This window comes from Rhizobium sp. P1_B8 (genome assembly GCF_056406515.1).
The window spans coordinates 439,654-457,442 of record NZ_JBFTZZ010000001.1; the positions used below are offsets into that span (position 1 = coordinate 439,654).

Here is a 17,789-nt window from a genome sequence, read left to right on the forward strand (position 1 = left end):
AGCCTCTCCCAAGGGCGCGGCATGCCGGGCTGATGGTGCGGCGAACCGATCAATAAGAATCATGCCACCATGACGCCTTTCCGCTTGAAATGCCGCCATACATTGGACATAGAGCTAACCGCAGAACTCCGGTCCCGGCTTTCTGCCCGTTTCAACCATTAGGACCGTTATCATGGCTTTCCTTGCCGATGCTCTTTCCCGTGTGAAGCCTTCAGCCACCATCGCCGTCTCCCAGAAAGCGCGCGAGCTGAAAGCAAAAGGACGTGACGTCATTGGCCTCGGCGCCGGTGAGCCGGATTTCGATACGCCCGATAATATCAAGAAGGCGGCCATCGACGCGATCAACCGCGGCGAAACGAAGTACACGCCGGTTTCCGGTATCCCGGAATTGCGCAAGGCGATCGCCGCCAAGTTCAAGCGCGAGAACGGCCTCGACTATTCCTGGGAGCAGACCATCGTCGGCACCGGCGGCAAGCAGATCCTTTTCAACGCCTTCATGGCAACGCTGAACCCCGGCGACGAAGTCGTCATTCCGGCGCCTTACTGGGTTTCCTATCCTGAGATGGTGGCACTGTGCGGCGGCACGCCGGTTTTCGTTTCTGCCACCCAGGAGCATAACTTCAAGCTTCAGGCGGCCGATCTCGAAAAGGCGATCACGCCGAAGACCAAGTGGTTCATCTTCAACTCGCCGTCCAACCCGACGGGGGCCGCCTATACGCATGACGAGCTGAAGGCGCTGACGGATGTGCTGATGAAGAATCCGCAGGTCTGGGTGCTGACCGACGACATGTACGAGCACCTGACCTATGGCGACTTCAAGTTCGTTACGCCTGTGGAAGTCGAGCCGCAGCTTTACGACCGCACGCTGACGATGAACGGCGTCTCCAAGGCCTATGCGATGACCGGCTGGCGTATCGGCTATGCGGCCGGCCCAATCCAGCTCATCAAGGCCATGGACATGATCCAGGGTCAGCAGACCTCGGGTGCTACGTCGATCGCCCAGTGGGCGGCTGTCGAAGCGCTGAACGGCACGCAGGACTTCATCCCCGAGAACAAGAAGATCTTCGAAGGCCGCCGCGATCTCGTCGTTTCGATGCTGAATCAGGCCAAGGGTATTGTCTGCCCGGTGCCGGAGGGCGCCTTCTATGTCTATCCCTCGTGCAAGGGTCTGATTGGCAAGACCGCGCCCTCCGGCAAGGTCATCGAGACGGACGAGGATTTCGTCTCTGAACTTCTGGAATCGGAAGGCGTTGCCGTTGTTCACGGTTCGGCCTTCGGCCTCGGCCCGAACTTCCGTATCTCCTATGCGACTTCGGAAGAGCAGCTCGAGGAAGCCTGCCGCCGCATCCAGCGCTTCTGCGGCGCCTGCAAGTAAGCGGGTTTTCAAAAACACCGATCGAAGGCCTGCCGGCGACGGCGGGCCTTTTTGTTTGCGGCGACGTTGGGCTGGCGCTGCGATTATCGCTCACATCCCGATTCAACATGCTGCGGAGTTGATTCCGCTTTGCCTCTCAAGTCGTTGAAATCCGATTCAAAACGTGACGGCAGAGTGACGGTCCGGCGGGTGATCTGCGGTTGCGGGTTGCCATCAAACCAACTAGATATCCGGCATCAAGTTTAAGTGCCGCTTCGGGAGGCCGGGATTTTGCAGCAGAGTGCCGTGATCGTCTGTTCGGATGTCAACATGCTGCCTGCCGCCTGCTGCACCCTGCTTTCCGTCAAGCGCAATCTCTCAGGTCCTGCCGTGGAGTTCCTGCTTCTCGGCATCGACCTCAAGCCGAACGAGATCGCCGAGGTGGGAAATTTCGCGCGGCTGCATGACATGGCGATCAGGGTGCTGCCCTACAATACGCCGGATACGGCGCTGCAGGCGCGGGGCCGCTGGTCGGGCGCGACATTGGCGCGACTCTACATGGATCTGCATATACCCGATCATATCGAGCGCCTGCTCTATCTCGACGCCGATGTGCTGGCGGTTTCGCCGGTCGACGAACTCTTCACGAGAAATTTTCAAGGCAAAGCGCTGGCTGCGGTCGACGATTATGTCATGGCCTTTCCTGAAAAGGCCGGTGCCCGGCAGCGGAAGATCGGCATGCGCGAGGGCGGCCGCTATTTCAATGCCGGCGTGCTGCTGTTCGACTGGTCGGCCTGCCGGGAGAGGGAGCTTTTTGCGAGGACACGGGAGATCTTCGAGGAGCGGTCGCATCTTTTCGAGAATAACGACCAGGATGCGCTGAATGTCATCTTCGACGGCGACTGGCTGGTGCTCGGTCCGCGCTGGAACACGCAGACGGGCCTGCTGCCCTTCGTCGACCGGCCGGCGATCCTTCATTTCACCGGCCGGAAAAAGCCGTGGCAGGCCACCGTGCCCTGGGTGCACCGGCGGATGGCCAAGCACTATATCGAGGATCTCAGCAACACACCGTGGGCCTCTTTCTGCGGGCAGCCGTCAATGGCGGGTCGAGTTGCGGGTTTCTTCTCGCATTTGGGAAAGCGCATCGGCGGGCTGACGCGGCTGGCACGAACGCGCGCCTATTTCAGCAACAGCTAGTAAGGCGGGCAGAGCGCATCGTCCTTGGAAAGTGCATGTGAGCCGGTATGGAAGCAATCCCCAGTGATACGCAGAGTGCCGCCGCCGCAGATGGCGGCTTCAACGTCCTGATGCCGGAGGCGTGGAAGGCGTTGCTGTCCCCCTATTCCCACGTCGTGCTGGTGGCAAACAGCGAGGCGGTCGATTTCGGACGGCTGCGAAGCGAATTGCCGGAGACAGCGCTCTACGTGTTCTTCAACAATGTTTATAAGGTGCTCGACGAACCCTTCGCCGGCCATGCGGTGCTGATTGCCCGCAGCGGCGTGATGGGCGCCAATATCGTTCACCGGCGCGAGGTGGTGGATGTCCTGCGTTTCTTTGCCGGCGACGATTTTCTGGGCGTCGTCAACATTCGCGTCTCCCCGGAGGAGAACTTCAGTGACGCGAGCGGCTTCAAGGGCGCCAGAACCCGCCATCTCGATCTGACGCAAGTGCTCGGCGACCTCTATCCGACAGGCAAAATCGCGACGAGCGGCTTTGCGATGGCGCTTTGGCTTGCCGAGTTGCAACTGCCGGGCAAGATCCTGCTCGCCGGCTTTTCGGCCAAGAGGAGCGAGAAGTGGAAGGTCTTCGACGTGCACGACTGGACGTTCGAGCAGATCTTCCTGCGTCTCTTTGCCAGGATGGGCACGATCTCGATGATGGGCGGCGTGGACGCCGGCCCCTATGCGGCACTCGCCAAACGCTTCCCACAGGTGCCGCCGATCGAGATCGCGATGACTGCGGCTGAAGTTCTGTCGGAACGGCTCCACAATGCGAACGGCCAGATCGACAGGCTGATGTCCGTCACCAAATCGATCCGCGCCATTGAGGGTTTCTTCCGGCGCTTCAAGCCGAAAACCCGCAAGCAGCGTTTCCTCGAAAAGTCGAAGGAATGACTGTCGAAAGCCCTCCCCAAAGGCGAGGCTGTCGAGAAAGCTGTCTTTGAGCTAACGTTCCGCGCGCGGATGGCTGCTCTCCATTCCCCTGTCGGGGAGAAGGGGAGCCCTCAAAGTCCCAGCGCCGTCAGCATGACGAAGGTGGCGAAGAGGATGAAATGCGTCATGCCCTCGATGGCGTTGGTCTCGCCGTCGTTGAGGTTGATCGCGGCGGCAATCAGCGTGATCGCCACCATCACCGTCTGCACCGGGGTCATCGCCATGATGAAGGGCTGGCCAGTATAGAGCGCGATCGCCTCCATGACGGGCACCGTCAGGATGACCGTCGACAGCGAGGCGCCCATGGCGATGTTGACCGTCGCCTGCATGCGGTTCCTGAGTGCCGCCCTTAATGCGGTCAGGATCTCGGGGGCCGCCGAAATCGCTGCGACGACGACGGCGGTCACGGCGATCGGCGCGCCGCTGTCGCGCAGGCCTTCGGTCATGAAGGCCGCCATGAACTCCGCCAGCAGGCCGATGATGACGACGCCGACGAGAATGGTGGCGATCGAGATTGCAGTCGACTCGTCGGCGCCATGCTCGTCCGGAGTTTCTTTCTTCCGTTCGGAGCGCGGGTAGCTGTAGCTGAAGAAATAGCTGTGCTGGCCAACCTGCATGCGCAGGAAGAGGCCGTAGAGCGCGATCATCGCGACGATGGTGAAGGCGGAATAATAGTGCCATTTGTCGCTCGGCACGAATTCCGGCACGATCATCGAGATGCCCATGGCGGTGAGGATCATCACGCCGTAGGTCTTGCCGGAATTGTCGTTATAGGGCTGTTCACCGTGCTTGAGGCCGCCGAGCAGGGCGGCAAGGCCGAGAATGCCGTTGATATCGAGCATCAGGGCCGAGTAGATCGTGTCGCGCACCAGCGTCGGCGAACTCTCGCCGCCCATCATGATGGCGAGGATGATGACTTCGACGGCAACAGCCGAGAGCGTCAGGATCATCGTGCCATAGGGATCACCGACCTTGACGGCGAGCAGTTCGGCATGATGGGCGACGCGGATCGAGGCGAGCACGATGGTGCCGACCAGGACGACGGCTGCGATCAGCGCGACCCCGCGCCCCATCCCAATCACGGCGTGTTCCAAGAGATAGGCGATCGCTGCAACGACAAGTGCGGCGACCAGAAACTTTTCTTCTTTAAAGCGTGACGCGATCCTCAAGCCTCAGCTCCTGTCCAGATTCACGCATTTTTATCTAAGTCGCTGATTTCGCCTATCAAGCGAGCTCCGGTCGAGTGCCATTTGCAGTCTTCGGCGTTTAATGGAATACTGAACGTCATCGGGGCCGGAAAGCAGATCGCGGCGTCCTCGAATTCTCGTCAAGCGGCCGCGATGATCCGGATCCTGTCCGGAAGCGTGCGAATGCGCAACAAGAAGATGAGGAGACGGATGCATGATCAAGGTGGTCTACGAAGTCGTGCCACATGACGGCGGCTGGGCCTACAGGCTGGGAGGTGTCTATTCCGAGGCATTCCCGACCCATGCCGAGGCGCTCGAAGCTGCGCGCATCGTCGCGGCCGAACAGCAGGTCGGCGGCGATTCCGCCGAGATCAGTTGGCAGGACGAGAACGGCAAATGGCATGAGGAATATGCCGAGGGCGGCGACCGGCCGGAAACCGAAGTGGTGGACGGTCTGTGGAAGGACCGTACGGCCGAGGCCTCGCAAGGCATTTGAAGCTAAGCATCGCCCGTCAATGCCCGCGCGACGATCGCATCGACGAATTCGCGCTTATGCGCAGTGTAGCGGTCGCCGTCCATCCTGAATTCGGCTGCCAGCCTGCGTTTGAGCGCGGTATAATCGGCCGCCGCTTGCGGATGCGCGATGAGATAATCCCGGAAAGCCAGCCTGTTTCGATGCGTGCCGTTGCCGGAAGGGCAAAGGTAGACCCGTTCCGCCGGCACTGAACCTCTCGATAGAAAAGCCCAAACCTCGTCGTCATAGCGGTTGCCGCGTGGCTCGTAGCCTTCTACCAGGAGCACGCGTGTGGCGCCCTCGATATGCCCGAGGTCGGGAAGAACGATGTCGATATCGATAAGCGGCTTGGCTGTCATGCCCGGTATGGACGTGCTGCCGATGTGATCGATGGAGAGCGCCTGCGGCAGCAAGGTCAGCAGCCTGTTGCGGATGCGCTGGAAGGCTTGCGGCCATTGCGGATCGTGAGGCACGAGTTCAACCGGGCTGTGCGTTATCATTTTCATCCCGCTGTGGTGCTCGACGCGTTAAGGAGGCTCTATCGCTTCGAAATTTGCGCATGATTCTTTGCGAAAATCGATTCTGATTTTCGCGATTATGCGCTGGTCGAATATCGGTGATAGTCCTGAAGTCCCTTGACCAATACATCAAAGGTAGCGCGGCAGCGCGGCGAAGACTTCAGGCTCTCATGCATCGCCACCCACGTGCCGAGCGGAATGCTGAAGGCATCAGGCAGGATGTGAACAAGGTCTGGATTTTCACGCGCGAGCCCTGTCTGGCAGATGCCGATGCCAACGCCTGCACGGATCGCCGAAAGTTGGGCAAGGTTACTGTCGGAGCGGAAGGAGAACTCGATGCCAGGCACCGCATAACGTTTCATCACCATGCGGACATAGGCCGTCTGCCGGTCGAAGCCGGTGAGCCGGTGGTTTGCGAGGTCAGCCAGGGTCTGCGGAATGCCGTATCGTTCGAGATAGCGGCGATGGGCGTGAAAGCCGAGCGGGATATCGCCGATTCGGCGCACGACGAGTGCGTCCTGCTGCGGTTCGGCCATGCGCACGGCAATATCGGCTTCGCGGTTCACCAGGTCCTCGATCGTATCGGAAGCCGAGAGCTCGATTTGAAGTTCCGGATAAGTCTCCTGCAGCGGTCCGAGAATCGCAGGCAGTACTTCGACGGCGATGACCTCGCTGGCGCTGACCCTGACCGTTCCCGTCACGCAATCGCGCTGGCCGGATGCTGTGCGCAAAAGGGCGGCGGTGGTTGCCGCCAGCGTTTCGGCATAGGGCTTGAGCGCCAGTGCGGCGTCGGTCGGCAGCAGGCCGTTCGGTGAGCGGGTGAAGAGTTCGGCGCCGATCGCCAGTTCCAGGGCGTCGACATGGCGGCCTATGGTCGGTTGAGTCAGCCCCAGTTCGCGGGCGGCGGCTGACAGCGACCCTTGCTGGAGCACGGTCAGGAAACTGCGGTAGAAATCCCAGCTTGGTTCGACGCTCATATATTTTTGTATAGCAGATGCATTTATTTCGTCAATTTCGTTTATTCCCTTCTGGGGGCATGATCCTCTCATCCGATCGAAGGAGATGATTGTCATGAGCAGCAAAATGAAGACGACGGCCCTCATTCTCGGCGCCACAGGCGGTATCGGCGGCGCGGTTGCCCGCAAGCTGCTTGCGCGCGGCTGGCGCATCCGGGCGCTGAACCGTGACGCCGCCAAAGCGTCGAGGAACGAGCCGGCTTTCGAATGGGTGCAGGGCGATGCGATAAATGCCGGCGACGTCCTGAGGGCCGCTGAAGGCGTCGGCCTGATCGTCCATGCTGTCAATCCGCCCGGTTATCGCGACTGGGAAACGCTGGTGCTGCCGATGCTCGACAATACCATCGCCGCTGCTCGCGTAGTCGGCGTGCGCGTCGTGCTGCCGGGCAACGTCTATAATTTTGGTCCCGATGCCCAGCCGGCGCCGACGGAAGAAAGCCCACAGAATCCGGTGACGAAGAAGGGGGCGATCCGCGTCGAAATGGAGAAGCGGCTGAAGGCGGCGTCGCAGTCCGGCGCCGGCGCCATCATCGTCAGGGGAGGGGATTTCTTCGGTCCAGGCACGACGGCCAATAGCTGGTTTTCGTCCGGCCTCGTGACCCCAGGCAAGCCGGTCGGCACGATCAGGAACCCGGCACGGCGCGGCATCGGCCATCAATGGGTCTACCTGCCCGACATGGCAGAAACCATTGCCCAACTCGTCGAGCGGGCCGATCGACTGCCGCCTTTCGCCGTCTATCACATGGAGGGCTTCTGGGATGCGGACGGCATGCAGATGGCCGAAGCGATCAAGCGCGTCGTCGGCGGTAGGGCGAAGATCGGCAACTTCCCTTGGTGGATCGTGCCGCTGACCGCTCCTTTCGTTCCCGTGATGCGGGAGATCAAGGAGATGCGCTATCTCTGGAAGGTGCCGGTGCGGATGCGGAACACCAGGCTTGTGGCCGAACTCGGCAAGGAGCCGCAGACGCCGATCGACGAGGCGGTCAGGGCTTCGCTCGTGGCGCTTGGCTGCCTGCCCGAACCGCACCGTCAAGCCGCGGCCGCCCTTATCGGGCACCCGTCGCAGAACGCGGGTTAGCTCTCGAGTTCGGCCAGCGCGATCCGGGCGATCGTCAGCGCTGTCTCTGCCTGCTGAATATTCGGATCGCCGAGGAACCAGGCGGCGGAAAGACCGGAATAGGCGGCGATCCATTGCAGCAGCCGCTTCGGCTCCAGCTTCGCCTCTGCTGAGACGATGGCGAGCTGGCGGCGGAAACGGGCGGGATCGGTGATCGTTGGCAGTTCCTCGTTGGCGAAGATATTGGCGAAATCGAAGCCGCGTTCGCCATGGAGCCGCTTCGGATCGATCGCCAGCCAGCCGCGTGCCTCGAAATCGAGGATATTGTCGTGGTGGATGTCGCCGTGGAGGATGGTGACTTCACGCTGATCGGCAATGAGGACGTTGGCGATCGCCGAGCAATCGGTAAGCGTGCCGCCATGCTTGCCTGCTGCCGGCTCCAGATCGCGGAACCAGCGGGTGAGGGGTATGGGATCGGGAAGCGGTTTTTCGCGCGGCGCATGCAGCCGTGCCGCTGTCCGGCAGAGGATGCGGCTTGCCTCGTCGTCCTCGCCGTTGATCGCCATGGCAAGCAACGAGCGTTTTCCCGTCGCCCTTTCCAGCAGCACGGCGTCGCCCTCATGGGCGTAGACATAGGCTGCGCCGTCGCCGTCCCACCATTGCATCAATAGCGCGCCATAACGTTCGTCGATATCGGCCGCCACTTTCAGCATGGCTGGCCTGCCCTGCCAGCGGACCGGCAGCAGACGGCTGGAATGGGTGATGATGGGTTCACCGTCTGATATCAGCGACCAGCGATCAAGATGGGGACTAAACATGGTGCAACTTACCGAGAGGTCGTGAAAATGGGAATCCCGCCTTTCGGCGGGATTCCCATTCGTGTGTGAAAGGTTCAGGCGACTTTTTCGAGAACGGGATAGTCAATATAGCCCTTGCCGGTGCCGCCATAGAAGGTCGACTGGTCGGGCGTGTTGAGCGGCAGATTGTGTACCAGGCGCTCGACGAGATCGGGATTGGCAATGAAAGGCTTGCCGAAGGCGACGAGATCGGCGCGGCCGCTTTCGACGACGTCGATCGCCAGATCGCGATCGTAGCCATTGTTGACCATCCAGTCGGCTTTGCCGCCGGCCTTTTCATAAGTCTGGCGCAGTGCCTTGTAATCGAAGGCGGGATTGTCGCCCTGCTTGTAGTCGCGGTCGCCGCCGGTCTGACCTTCGATGACATGGATATAGGCGAGGTCGTATTTGGCCAGTCCCTCGACGACATGGGTGAAGGTCGCCTGCGGATTGGAATCGTAGCTTTCACCGGACGGCGTCACCGGTGAGATGCGGATCGCCGTGCGGCCGGCGCCGATCTCCTTCACCACGGCATCGACGACTTCGAAGGTCAGACGGGTGCGGTTTTCGATCGAGCCGCCATATTGGTCGGTGCGATCGTTGATACCGTCGCGGATGAACTGGTCGAGCAGGTAGCCGTTGGCGCCGTGGATCTCGACACCGTCAAAGCCGGCGTCGATCGCCGCCCGGGCAGCCTTGCGGTAATCCTCGATGATGCCGGGGATTTCGGCGGTTTCGAGCGCGCGTGGTTCGGAGGTGTCGGCAAAGCTGCCGGTGCCGTCGGCATTGACCAGATAGGTCTTGGCCTTGGCGACACGATTGGTCGATGAAACCGGCTTGCCGTCGTTCGGCTGCAACGTCGTGTGCGAGATGCGGCCGACATGCCACATCTGGACGACGATCTTGCCGCCTGATGCATGGACTGCGTCGGTGACACGCTTCCAGCCGTCGAGAGCCTCTTTGGTGTAGAGGCCAGGCACGTTGGCATAACCCTGGCCCTGATGGGTGATCGCGGTTGCTTCGGTGATGATCAGGCCCGATGTGGCGCGCTGGCGGTAATATTCGACGTTGAGGTCGTTGGGGATTGCGCCCGGCGAGCGGTTGCGGGTGAGTGGCGCCATGACGATGCGGTTCTTGACTGATATGTCGCCGACTTTCGTGGGTTCGAAAAGCTTGGCCATGATGGTCCTTTCTTTTGCGGGAGGATCACTCGGCAGGGGCGAGGGCGGCCCGGCCCCTGGCGGAGAGATAGGTGAGTGCCGTGGCGCCGAGGCCTATCAGGGCCATCAAAGCTGCGGCGAGCGGAACGCGGGTGAGATCGAAACCGGCGTCGATGACCAAGCCGCCCACCCAAGCGCCGAGCGCATTGCCGGTGTTGAAGGCGCCGATGTTGATCGTCGAGACGAGATTCGGAGCGTGTTTGCCGAAGCCGACGACGCCGACCTGAAGCGCCGGCACGGCGGCAAAGCTTGCCATCGCCCAGAGGAAGAGGGTGATTTCAGCCGGGATGAAGAAGCGGCTCGTATAGCTGAAGGCGATCGAGGTGATGGCGATCGCGGCGAAGACGCCGGCAAGCGTCGCGCCGAGCCGCCAGTCGGCAAGCTTGCCGCCGACGAGGTTGCCGATGGTCAGTCCGAGGCCGATCAGAAACAGCGTCCAGGTGACGCCTTCCGGCGAAACGCCGGTGACGTCGCGCAGCAGCGGCGCAATATAGGTGAAGAGAGCGAACATAGAGGCGGCGAAGAAGACGGTGGTGGAGAGTGCCAGCCACAGGCCGCCATTCCTGAGTGCTGCGATCTCACGCAGGATGCTGCCGTTCTCTTGCTGCTTATCCCTGGGCAGGATGGCGATCAGGCCTGATATGGTGACGATACCGATGACGGTGACGACGCCGAAGGTGGCGCGCCAGCCATAGGCCTGGCCGATCGCGGTGCCGAGCGGCACGCCAAGAACATTGGCGAGCGTCAGGCCGGTGAACATCAGCGCGACGGCGCGGGCCTTGCGATCCTCGGCGACGAGGCCGGCGGCAACCACCGAGCCGATGCCGAAGAAGGCACCATGGCAGAGTGCCGTAACGACACGGGCAATCATCAGCACCCAATAATCGCTCGCCAGAGCGCAAAGCAGGTTGCCGGCGATGAAGAATGCCATCAGCGCAATCAGGGCGGTACGGCGCTTCAGCTTCGCAGTCGAAATGGCCATCACAGGGGCGCCGATCGCGACCGCCAGGGCATAACCGGTGACCAGCCACCCGGCCTGCGGGATGCTGACCGAGAGATCGGCAGCCACCTCCGGCAACAGACCCATGATGACGAATTCGGTGGTGCCTATCGCAAACGAGCTCAAGGCGAGAACGAGGAGGGCGAGGGGCATTCTAAAGATCCTGCGTCAGTTGCTTGAGGAAGGCGGCGATCGTTTCTTCGTTGCGCTTGTAAAAGATCCACTGGCCAACGCGTTTGGTGGTGACGAGGCCGGCGCGATGCAGCGTGCCGAGATGGGCCGAGACCGTCGACTGCGACAGGCCGCAGCGCTCGAACTGGCTGGCGCAGACGCCCATTTCGAAAGGGTGCTCCTGCGAGGGGAAATGTTCCTCGGGGTTTTTCAGCCAGCTCAGAATGTCCATCCGGGTGGGATGGGCGAGTGCCTTGATAATTTCGTCTTTGTCCATCGTCATTCGCCGAATTATAAATCGTGTTTAATCGATATATTGATCGTCAGGCTTCGATATGCAAATCACGGAGGCGTGAGGCCGTGGTTTTTAGTGAGTGCGCAAATTTTGGGCAAAAAAAGAGGGCCACCGGAAAACCAGGGCCCTTGTAATTGTGAAGGTCAAAAACCTCCAGAGGGGAACAGCTAATGCGGTGGTACTGGGAGAGAAACCACAAGATGCATCAGCTGAGAGAGATATGGTGCTTCCTTGAGCAGGTTTCAATGCTTTTTTGTGCATGTCTGCTATGCGCCGCACAATTTTTTTGCGGTGCGGCATTTATCGAGGAAGTAAGGGCAAAAAAAGAGGGCCACTGGAAAACCAGGGCCCTTATAAGTGTGAAGGTCAAAAACCTCCAGAGGGGAACAGCTAATGCGGTGGAACTGGGAGGAAAAGCCACCATGTGCATCAGCTATGTGCGATATGGTGGTTTATTGGGCAAACGGCAACCCTCATTTGTGCATGTCAGTCATGCACGTTCTGCATAGTCGGCGATTCATCAATAAAACCGGGCTCAAAAGTTCCAGTTTCTGGCCTTGCTGACGATAAAATCGCGGAAGGCTTTCAGCTTCGCGGCGTTCTTGATCTCGTCTGGATAGCAGAAATAGGTGTCAAAGGAGGGGACGTCGGCATTGATCGCCAGCTGAATCAGGCCGGGGTCGCGACCGACGATGTAATCCGGCAGGCAGGCGACGCCGATTCCGAGCAGGGCGGCGCGTTTGATCGAGGTCTGGCTGTTGATCTGCAGATGCGGGATGCGCTTGTTGTCGGAGGAGCGGCCGGCGACCTCAAGCCAATTGACATCCAGCAGGTAACTCGGCGCCGGCTCGCCAAAGGTGATGATGCGGTGATTGTCGAGATCCTCGACCTTCTGCGGCTCGCCGTGGCGGTTGATGTAGGACGGGGCCGCATAGACGTGCATGTGCACGGTGAAGAGCTTGCGCTGGATGAGGTCGGATTGCTGCGGCTGGCGCAGGCGGATCGCGCAGTCGGCATGACGCATGTTCACATCCACTTCCTCATTGTCGAGGATCAGCTGGATCTGCACATCGGGATAAAGCTGCAGGAATTCCTGGATCTTGTCGGTCAGCCAGCCCTGGCCGAGACCGACCGTCGTCGTGACGCGCAGCTTGCCGGATGGCGTCTCGGTCGTTTCGGTGAGCTGCATCTTCACGGTTTCGAGCTTCAGCAGCACGTCATGGGCGGTGCGGTAAAGCAGTTCGCCCTGTTCCGTCAGAATCAGGCCGCGTGCATGGCGGTGAAACAGCTTGGTGCCGACATCCTGCTCCAGCGCGCTGACCTGGCGGCTGATGGCGGATTGGGACAGATGCAGTTTATCCGCCGCATGCGTGAACGAACCCGCCTCGGCAGCTGCGTGAAAAATACGCAGCTTGTCCCAATCCAATGGCATTCCCCCACCCCTCATGCCGATCTTACTCCGCGGCCACGGCGACGGGCATGTGGCCCGTCAGATATCGCTCGGCTTCAAGTGCAGCCATGCACCCCAGGCCGGCGGCAGTGATCGCCTGGCGGAACGTATCATCCGTCACGTCGCCCGCGGCATAGACCCCGTCCAGGCTGGTCGCGGTCGAATCCGGCGCGGTCCAGAGATAGCCATTGTCCTTCAGCTTCAGCTTGTCCTTGAAGAGTTCGGTTGCCGGCGCATGGCCGATCGCGACGAAGACGCCATCGATCACCATGTCGGTGATCGTGCCGGTTCTGACGTCACGCAGGCGCGCGCCGGATACGGATTGCGGCATTGGCGGCTTGGCCGGTGTGCCTGTTATTTCGGCCACTTCGGTATTCCACAGCACCTTGACATTCTCCTTGGAGAACACGCGTTCCTGCAGGATCTTCTCGGCTCGGAAGAAGTCGCGCCGGTGCACTAATGTAACCGACTTGGCGATGTTGGAGAGATAGAGCGCCTCCTCGACGGCGCTGTTGCCGCCGCCAACCACGATCACGTCCTTGTTGCGATAGAAGAAACCGTCGCACGTGGCGCAAGCCGAAACGCCGAAGCCCTGGAAATGCTGCTCGCTCTCGATGCCGAGCCATTTGGCCTTGGCACCGGTGGCAATGATCAGCGTATCGGCGGTCCAGACCTGGCCGCTGTCGGTGCGGGCGACGAACGGACGCTGATTCATGTCGACTTCGGTCACGAGGTCGTTGACGATTTCGGCGCCGACATGTTTTGCCTGCTGCAGCATTTGTTCCATCAGCCAGGGACCCTGGATCGGATCGGCAAAGCCCGGATAGTTCTCGACATCAGTGGTGATCATCAGCTGTCCGCCCTGTTCGAGACCGGCGATCAAAACCGGTTTCAGCATGGCGCGCGCGGCATAGACCGCGGCAGTATAGCCTGCGGGTCCGGAACCGATGATGAGCACCTTGGTGTGGCGGGCGGGCATGTCATTTCCTTTCGACTGGCAGGAGGGCGGCGGCTAAGTGGCGATTGCGGCCGTTTCGCGGTCCATGCGCCATTTATGAACCTCCAATGCTTTTATTCAAGGGCAGCCTTGCGTTACCAACAAGGCAAATCGCCCAGATGTGCAAGAATCCGTCATCGGCGTGAAACTTTCTTGCGTATTCCGCGGCTTTATATAGAAGCTCCCCGCGGAGAATTAAAGAAAGGCAATGATGTGGGGCGTGCGGAACTCGACGTCATCGATATAAAGATCCTCCGGGAACTGCAGGCCGATGGCCGCATGACCAATGTGGAGCTCGCCGATCGCGTCGGCATCTCGGCGCCGCCTTGCCTGCGCCGTGTGCGCAAGCTCGAGGAAGCCGGCATCATCGAGGGCTACCACGCGATGCTGAACAGCCCGAAGCTCGGCTTCGACCTCGTCGCTTTCTGCATGGTCGGCCTCAAGCACCAGTCGGAAGGCAATCTCAAGGCCTTCGCCGCTGCCACCGCCGAATGGCCGCTGGTGCGCCAGGCCTGGATGGTCTCGGGCGACAGCGATTTCCTGCTGCATTGCGTGGCGGAGAACCTCACCCGCTTTCAGGATTTCGTCATCGAGGTGCTGACGGCGAACGAACATGTCGATACCGTGCGCACCATGCTGACGATCCGGCAGGTGAAGAAGCTGGGACTGGTTGAAGTCTAAAACGACCTTGGCAGGTTAATCGTCGTCACGGATTACTTGCGCGAGCTATAGCCGCCCCGGTTGATGCCGTGGCGCTGAAGTTTGTCATAAAACGTCTTTCTCGGAATGCCGAGCGCCTCGATGGTGCGGCGCACGTCGCCGTCATTGGCTGACAGCGTGTCGCGGATGATCTCCGCCTCGTAGCGTTCCAGCCGTTCGGGGAGCGTCGCACCCGTCGGCTGAGGAGGGACCGCTGCCGCTCCGCCGCCTTCCACGCCAAGCACCACGCGTTCGGCATAATGCGAGAGCTCGCGGACATTGCCTGGCCATGTGTGCGAGGCGAGATGCCGCCGTACATCAGGTGAAAGCGGTGGGACATCGCGACGGAAGCGCTCCGCGGCGCGAGCGGCGAAGTGGGAAAACAGCAGCGGAATATCGTCCCGCCGTTCTCTCAGCGGCGGAATGGAGATCGTCACGACATTCAGCCTGTAATAGAGATCCTCGCGAAAATCGCCGCGAACCGCGGGATCCCCGAGGTCGATCTTGGCAGCCGCGACGACGCGAAGATTGACGGGGCGCACCTCATTGGTGCCGAGCGGCGTGATCTCGCGCATCTCCAGCACCCTCAGCATCTTGACCTGCGTGGCGGCCGGCATGCTTTCGATCTCGTCGAGGAAAAGTGTCCCGCCGCTTGCATGTTCGATGCGGCCCGTGCGGCGCTTCTGGGCGCCGGTAAAGGCGCCGGCCTCGTGGCCGAACAGTTCGCTTTCGATGACGGTTTCGGGCAGGGCGCCACAGTTCAGCGCCACGAAATTGCCTTTCCGGCGGTGGCTCCACTGATGCAGGATCTGGGCGACCACTTCCTTGCCGCTGCCCGTTTCGCCGGCGACGAGTACGTCCACATCGGTATCGGCGATGTGGCGAAGAATGTTTCTGAGGTTTTCCATCACAGGCGTCTGGCCGATCAGCGGCAAATTCTCCTGCGCATCTTCGGCTGCTTTCCGCAGCATGCGGTTCTCCAGAACAAGCCGGCGCTTCTCGCTTGCGCGACGCACGCTCTGCACGAGCCGATCGGCTGCGAAGGGCTTGGCGATGAAATCATAGGCGCCGTCCTGGATCGCCTGAACGGCCATGGGAATATCGCCGTGGCCGGTCATCAGGATCACCGGCAGGTCGACGTCCATCCCTTGCAGCGTGGCGAAGAGTTGCAGTCCGTCGATCTCGGGCATGCGGATATCGGTGACGACGGGGCCGGCAAAGTCCGCCGGCAGGTCTGCCAGCGCGGCTTTCGCACCGTCATAGGCGGAAACGGAAAATCCGGCGAGTTCGAGCGTCTGCGCGGTGGCACGGCGCAGATCCTTGTCGTCGTCGATCAGCGCAACGGGCATCAGTGTGTCCATGACCTCAAGCCTTCCTCAGCTGAACGATAAACCGGGTACCACCGCTGTCGCTTGCAACGTCCATCCGGCCGCCGTAGTCGCCGACGATATCCTTGGAGATAACGAGGCCAAGGCCGAGACCGCTTTCCTTCGAGGTATTGAACGGCGTGAACAAGCCTTTGCGGATTTCCGTGGGAATGCCGGGGCCGTTGTCGGCGACTGTCACCGTTACCATCCCCGCGTCAGTTGATGTTCTGATCTCGACGCGACCCTCTCCGGCCTTCGGCGCCACCGCCTCCAGGGCGTTCTGAAGCAGGTTGATGAGGACCTGCTCGAGACGAATCCGGTTTCCCATCACCTGCAGTTCGTCGGGCGGCAGGTCGATGTCGAGCGTATCCATGCGGCCGGCAAACCGGCTGCGCAACAGCATCACCGCGCCCTCGATGACGTCTTTCAATCCTGTTGGTTCGGCGCTGCCGCGGCCCTTGCGGGCAAAGGTCTTCAGCTCCTCGGTGATCGAACCTATGCGCTCCGTCAGCGCCGCAATGCTTTCGAGATTTTCGCCGGCAGGCGCAGTCTGGCCGCGATCGAGGAAGGTGCGGGCGTTATCCGCATAGGCACGGATGGTCGCCACCGGCTGGTTGATCTCATGAGCGACGCCGGCGGCCACCTGGCCCAGGATGGCCAGCCGATTGGCCTGCACCAGATCCTGCTGCACCGCCTGCAGCTTTTGCTCGGTGCTCTTGTGGCCGATGATTTCAGCCTGCAGCCGGTCCCGCGCCTGGCTGAGATCCAGCGTCCGCTCGACTACCCGCCGTTCCAGTTCCTCTCGTGCTTGCTGTTCGCTCGAGATCCGCAGGGCGATCGTATGGCGGCGGCGCAAGAGGAAGGCTGCTCCAGCCAGCAGTGGCAGGAGTATGAGCAATGCCAGCATGCGGGCTTCGCGAATCCCCGCATCGACCGACGGCCCCAGCGCCACCAGATGCTGCAAATGCCATCCGGTCGCCGGCACCGACGTTGCGACATCGAGAAACCTGGTTTTCCCGGCATCGCCGGGCATGACGATCTCGACGACATCGAGCCCTTCGCCGAGGTTTCGGACCATGTCGAGGGGCAGGGGTTGAAGTGGCGCAGCGCCGAATTGGAGGCTTTCGCGGATCGCTGTCAGCCGGTCTTCGGCGATCCGGCCGATTGTCATGAACCGCCATGATGGAAGACTGGTGATGAGGACAATGCCACGCTCGTCAACGACGTAGGACGGGGTGCCGGAGGCATTCCAATCCGCCTCGACGTCGTCGAATTCGACCTTGACCACGACGACACCCAGCAAGCCATTGCTGCCCGAAATCCGCTGCGAGATATAAAGACCCGGTTTCTTGCTGACCGTGCCGAGCGCGAAGTGCTCGGCCTGTCCTCGTTCGACCGCCCCCTGAAAATACTCCCGGAAGCGGTAGTCATTGCCGACGAAGCTCGTCGGCTCGCGCCAGTTGCTGGCCGAAACCGCCATGCCGTCCTTGTCGATGACATAGATGACGGCGGCCTTCGTGCCCGCCGCCAGCATTTCCAGCTTCTGACTGAGCCGCTCGAACGTGCCGGCATCGTTTCCCACCAGCGCCGCGGCGAGCGCGGTGTCCTGCGACAGCACGAAGGGAAGCGCCCGGTATTTTTCGAGGACCGTGCGCAGCAACGCCGCATTCAGCGTCACATCCATGCGGGCCTGCTCCTCGAGGGCAGCCTCCGCCCGGTGCTGGCCGATCTCGCCGCTGGTCCAAAGGCTTGCGACGACTGCGAGGAAGGCGAGCGCGGCATAGGTCCACCACATCCGGCGGATGCGGTGTTGCAGGGGCAGGGAAGGCCACAATTTCTGCGACACGGACATGGCGGATTTGTGCATTTTTCTGCACGAAACGCAAATGGATTTGTGCGGATTTCCGCATTGATTAATGAGTTGTCAGCAGTCTCGTAAATTTTTCACTAATAAA

Annotated in this window: 17 protein-coding genes; 6 read left to right on the top strand and 11 right to left on the bottom strand. The window is 61.0% G+C overall.

What is annotated here, in order from left to right; translation table 11 throughout:
• Positions 1 to 172 precede the first annotated feature (172 nt).
• The 3 genes from AC1D2N_RS02070 to AC1D2N_RS02080 all read left to right on the top strand — a co-directional run bounded on the left by AC1D2N_RS02070 (position 173) and on the right by AC1D2N_RS02080 (position 3,468).
• Complete coding sequence (locus AC1D2N_RS02070) at positions 173 to 1,375, top strand: pyridoxal phosphate-dependent aminotransferase (RefSeq protein WP_018243012.1); 1,203 nt, start codon at positions 173 to 175, stop codon at positions 1,373 to 1,375.
• A gap of 270 nt (positions 1,376 to 1,645) precedes the next feature.
• Entirely contained in the window at positions 1,646 to 2,551 is a 906-nt protein-coding gene (locus AC1D2N_RS02075; RefSeq protein ID WP_130652828.1) for a glycosyltransferase family 8 protein, read from the top strand.
• Positions 2,552 to 2,598: 47 nt separating this feature from the next.
• Positions 2,599 to 3,468, top strand: coding sequence for a 3-deoxy-manno-octulosonate cytidylyltransferase (locus AC1D2N_RS02080; protein WP_130652827.1), 870 nt, complete (start codon positions 2,599 to 2,601; stop codon positions 3,466 to 3,468).
• 110 nt (positions 3,469 to 3,578) lie between these two features.
• Here AC1D2N_RS02080 and AC1D2N_RS02085 read toward each other — a convergent pair whose 3' ends face one another.
• Complete coding sequence (locus AC1D2N_RS02085) at positions 3,579 to 4,676, bottom strand: calcium:cation antiporter (protein ID WP_130652826.1); 1,098 nt, start codon at positions 4,674 to 4,676, stop codon at positions 3,579 to 3,581.
• 232 nt (positions 4,677 to 4,908) lie between these two features.
• Here AC1D2N_RS02085 and AC1D2N_RS02090 point away from each other — a divergent pair, with 232 nt between their 5' ends.
• Entirely contained in the window at positions 4,909 to 5,190 is a 282-nt protein-coding gene (locus AC1D2N_RS02090; protein ID WP_017965291.1) for a DUF2188 domain-containing protein, read from the top strand.
• Positions 5,191 to 5,192: 2 nt separating this feature from the next.
• On the opposite strand, the gene AC1D2N_RS02095 is transcribed toward AC1D2N_RS02090, so the two are convergent.
• Entirely contained in the window at positions 5,193 to 5,708 is a 516-nt protein-coding gene (locus AC1D2N_RS02095) for a GrpB family protein (RefSeq protein ID WP_130652825.1), read from the bottom strand.
• A 95-nt stretch (positions 5,709 to 5,803) separates the two neighbouring features.
• Positions 5,804 to 6,703, bottom strand: coding sequence for a LysR family transcriptional regulator (locus AC1D2N_RS02100; RefSeq protein ID WP_130729319.1), 900 nt, complete (start codon positions 6,701 to 6,703; stop codon positions 5,804 to 5,806).
• 94 nt (positions 6,704 to 6,797) lie between these two features.
• On the opposite strand from AC1D2N_RS02100, the gene AC1D2N_RS02105 reads away from it, so the two are divergent.
• Positions 6,798 to 7,820, top strand: coding sequence for an NAD-dependent epimerase/dehydratase family protein (locus AC1D2N_RS02105; protein WP_130729318.1), 1,023 nt, complete (start codon positions 6,798 to 6,800; stop codon positions 7,818 to 7,820).
• Here AC1D2N_RS02105 and AC1D2N_RS02110 read toward each other — a convergent pair.
• From AC1D2N_RS02110 to trxB, 6 genes are all read right to left on the bottom strand, one after another.
• A complete protein-coding gene (locus AC1D2N_RS02110) occupies positions 7,817 to 8,617 on the bottom strand; it encodes an aminoglycoside phosphotransferase family protein (protein ID WP_130729317.1) in 801 nt (266 codons plus the stop codon). The genes AC1D2N_RS02105 and AC1D2N_RS02110 overlap by 4 nt on opposite strands.
• 74 nt (positions 8,618 to 8,691) lie before the next feature.
• Positions 8,692 to 9,816: an alkene reductase gene (locus AC1D2N_RS02115; protein ID WP_130717327.1), complete on the bottom strand. Its 1,125-nt coding sequence runs from the start codon at positions 9,814 to 9,816 to the stop codon at positions 8,692 to 8,694.
• A gap of 25 nt (positions 9,817 to 9,841) precedes the next feature.
• On the bottom strand, positions 9,842 to 11,008 hold the full coding sequence (locus AC1D2N_RS02120) for an MFS transporter (protein WP_130717325.1): 1,167 nt from the start codon (positions 11,006 to 11,008) through the stop codon (positions 9,842 to 9,844).
• Between the two features lies 1 nt (position 11,009).
• Complete coding sequence (locus AC1D2N_RS02125) at positions 11,010 to 11,303, bottom strand: ArsR/SmtB family transcription factor (protein ID WP_018243002.1); 294 nt, start codon at positions 11,301 to 11,303, stop codon at positions 11,010 to 11,012.
• A 553-nt stretch (positions 11,304 to 11,856) separates the two neighbouring features.
• Entirely contained in the window at positions 11,857 to 12,753 is an 897-nt protein-coding gene (locus AC1D2N_RS02130) for a LysR family transcriptional regulator VtlR (protein ID WP_018446649.1), read from the bottom strand.
• Positions 12,754 to 12,775: 22 nt separating this feature from the next.
• Positions 12,776 to 13,750, bottom strand: coding sequence for a thioredoxin-disulfide reductase (trxB, locus tag AC1D2N_RS02135; protein WP_130717321.1), 975 nt, complete (start codon positions 13,748 to 13,750; stop codon positions 12,776 to 12,778).
• 231 nt (positions 13,751 to 13,981) lie between these two features.
• On the opposite strand from trxB, the gene AC1D2N_RS02140 reads away from it, so the two are divergent.
• A complete protein-coding gene (locus AC1D2N_RS02140; protein WP_003541645.1) occupies positions 13,982 to 14,449 on the top strand; it encodes an Lrp/AsnC family transcriptional regulator in 468 nt (155 codons plus the stop codon).
• 32 nt (positions 14,450 to 14,481) lie between these two features.
• Here the strand turns inward: AC1D2N_RS02140 and AC1D2N_RS02145 are convergent, their stop codons facing one another.
• Both AC1D2N_RS02145 and AC1D2N_RS02150 read right to left on the bottom strand, forming a co-directional pair.
• A complete protein-coding gene (locus tag AC1D2N_RS02145; protein ID WP_018243000.1) occupies positions 14,482 to 15,828 on the bottom strand; it encodes a sigma-54-dependent transcriptional regulator in 1,347 nt (448 codons plus the stop codon).
• Positions 15,829 to 15,832: 4 nt separating this feature from the next.
• Positions 15,833 to 17,701 (bottom strand): sensor histidine kinase, encoded by a 1,869-nt coding sequence (locus AC1D2N_RS02150; RefSeq protein ID WP_130717319.1) that lies wholly within the window; start codon positions 17,699 to 17,701, stop codon positions 15,833 to 15,835.
• Positions 17,702 to 17,789: the final 88 nt, after the last annotated feature.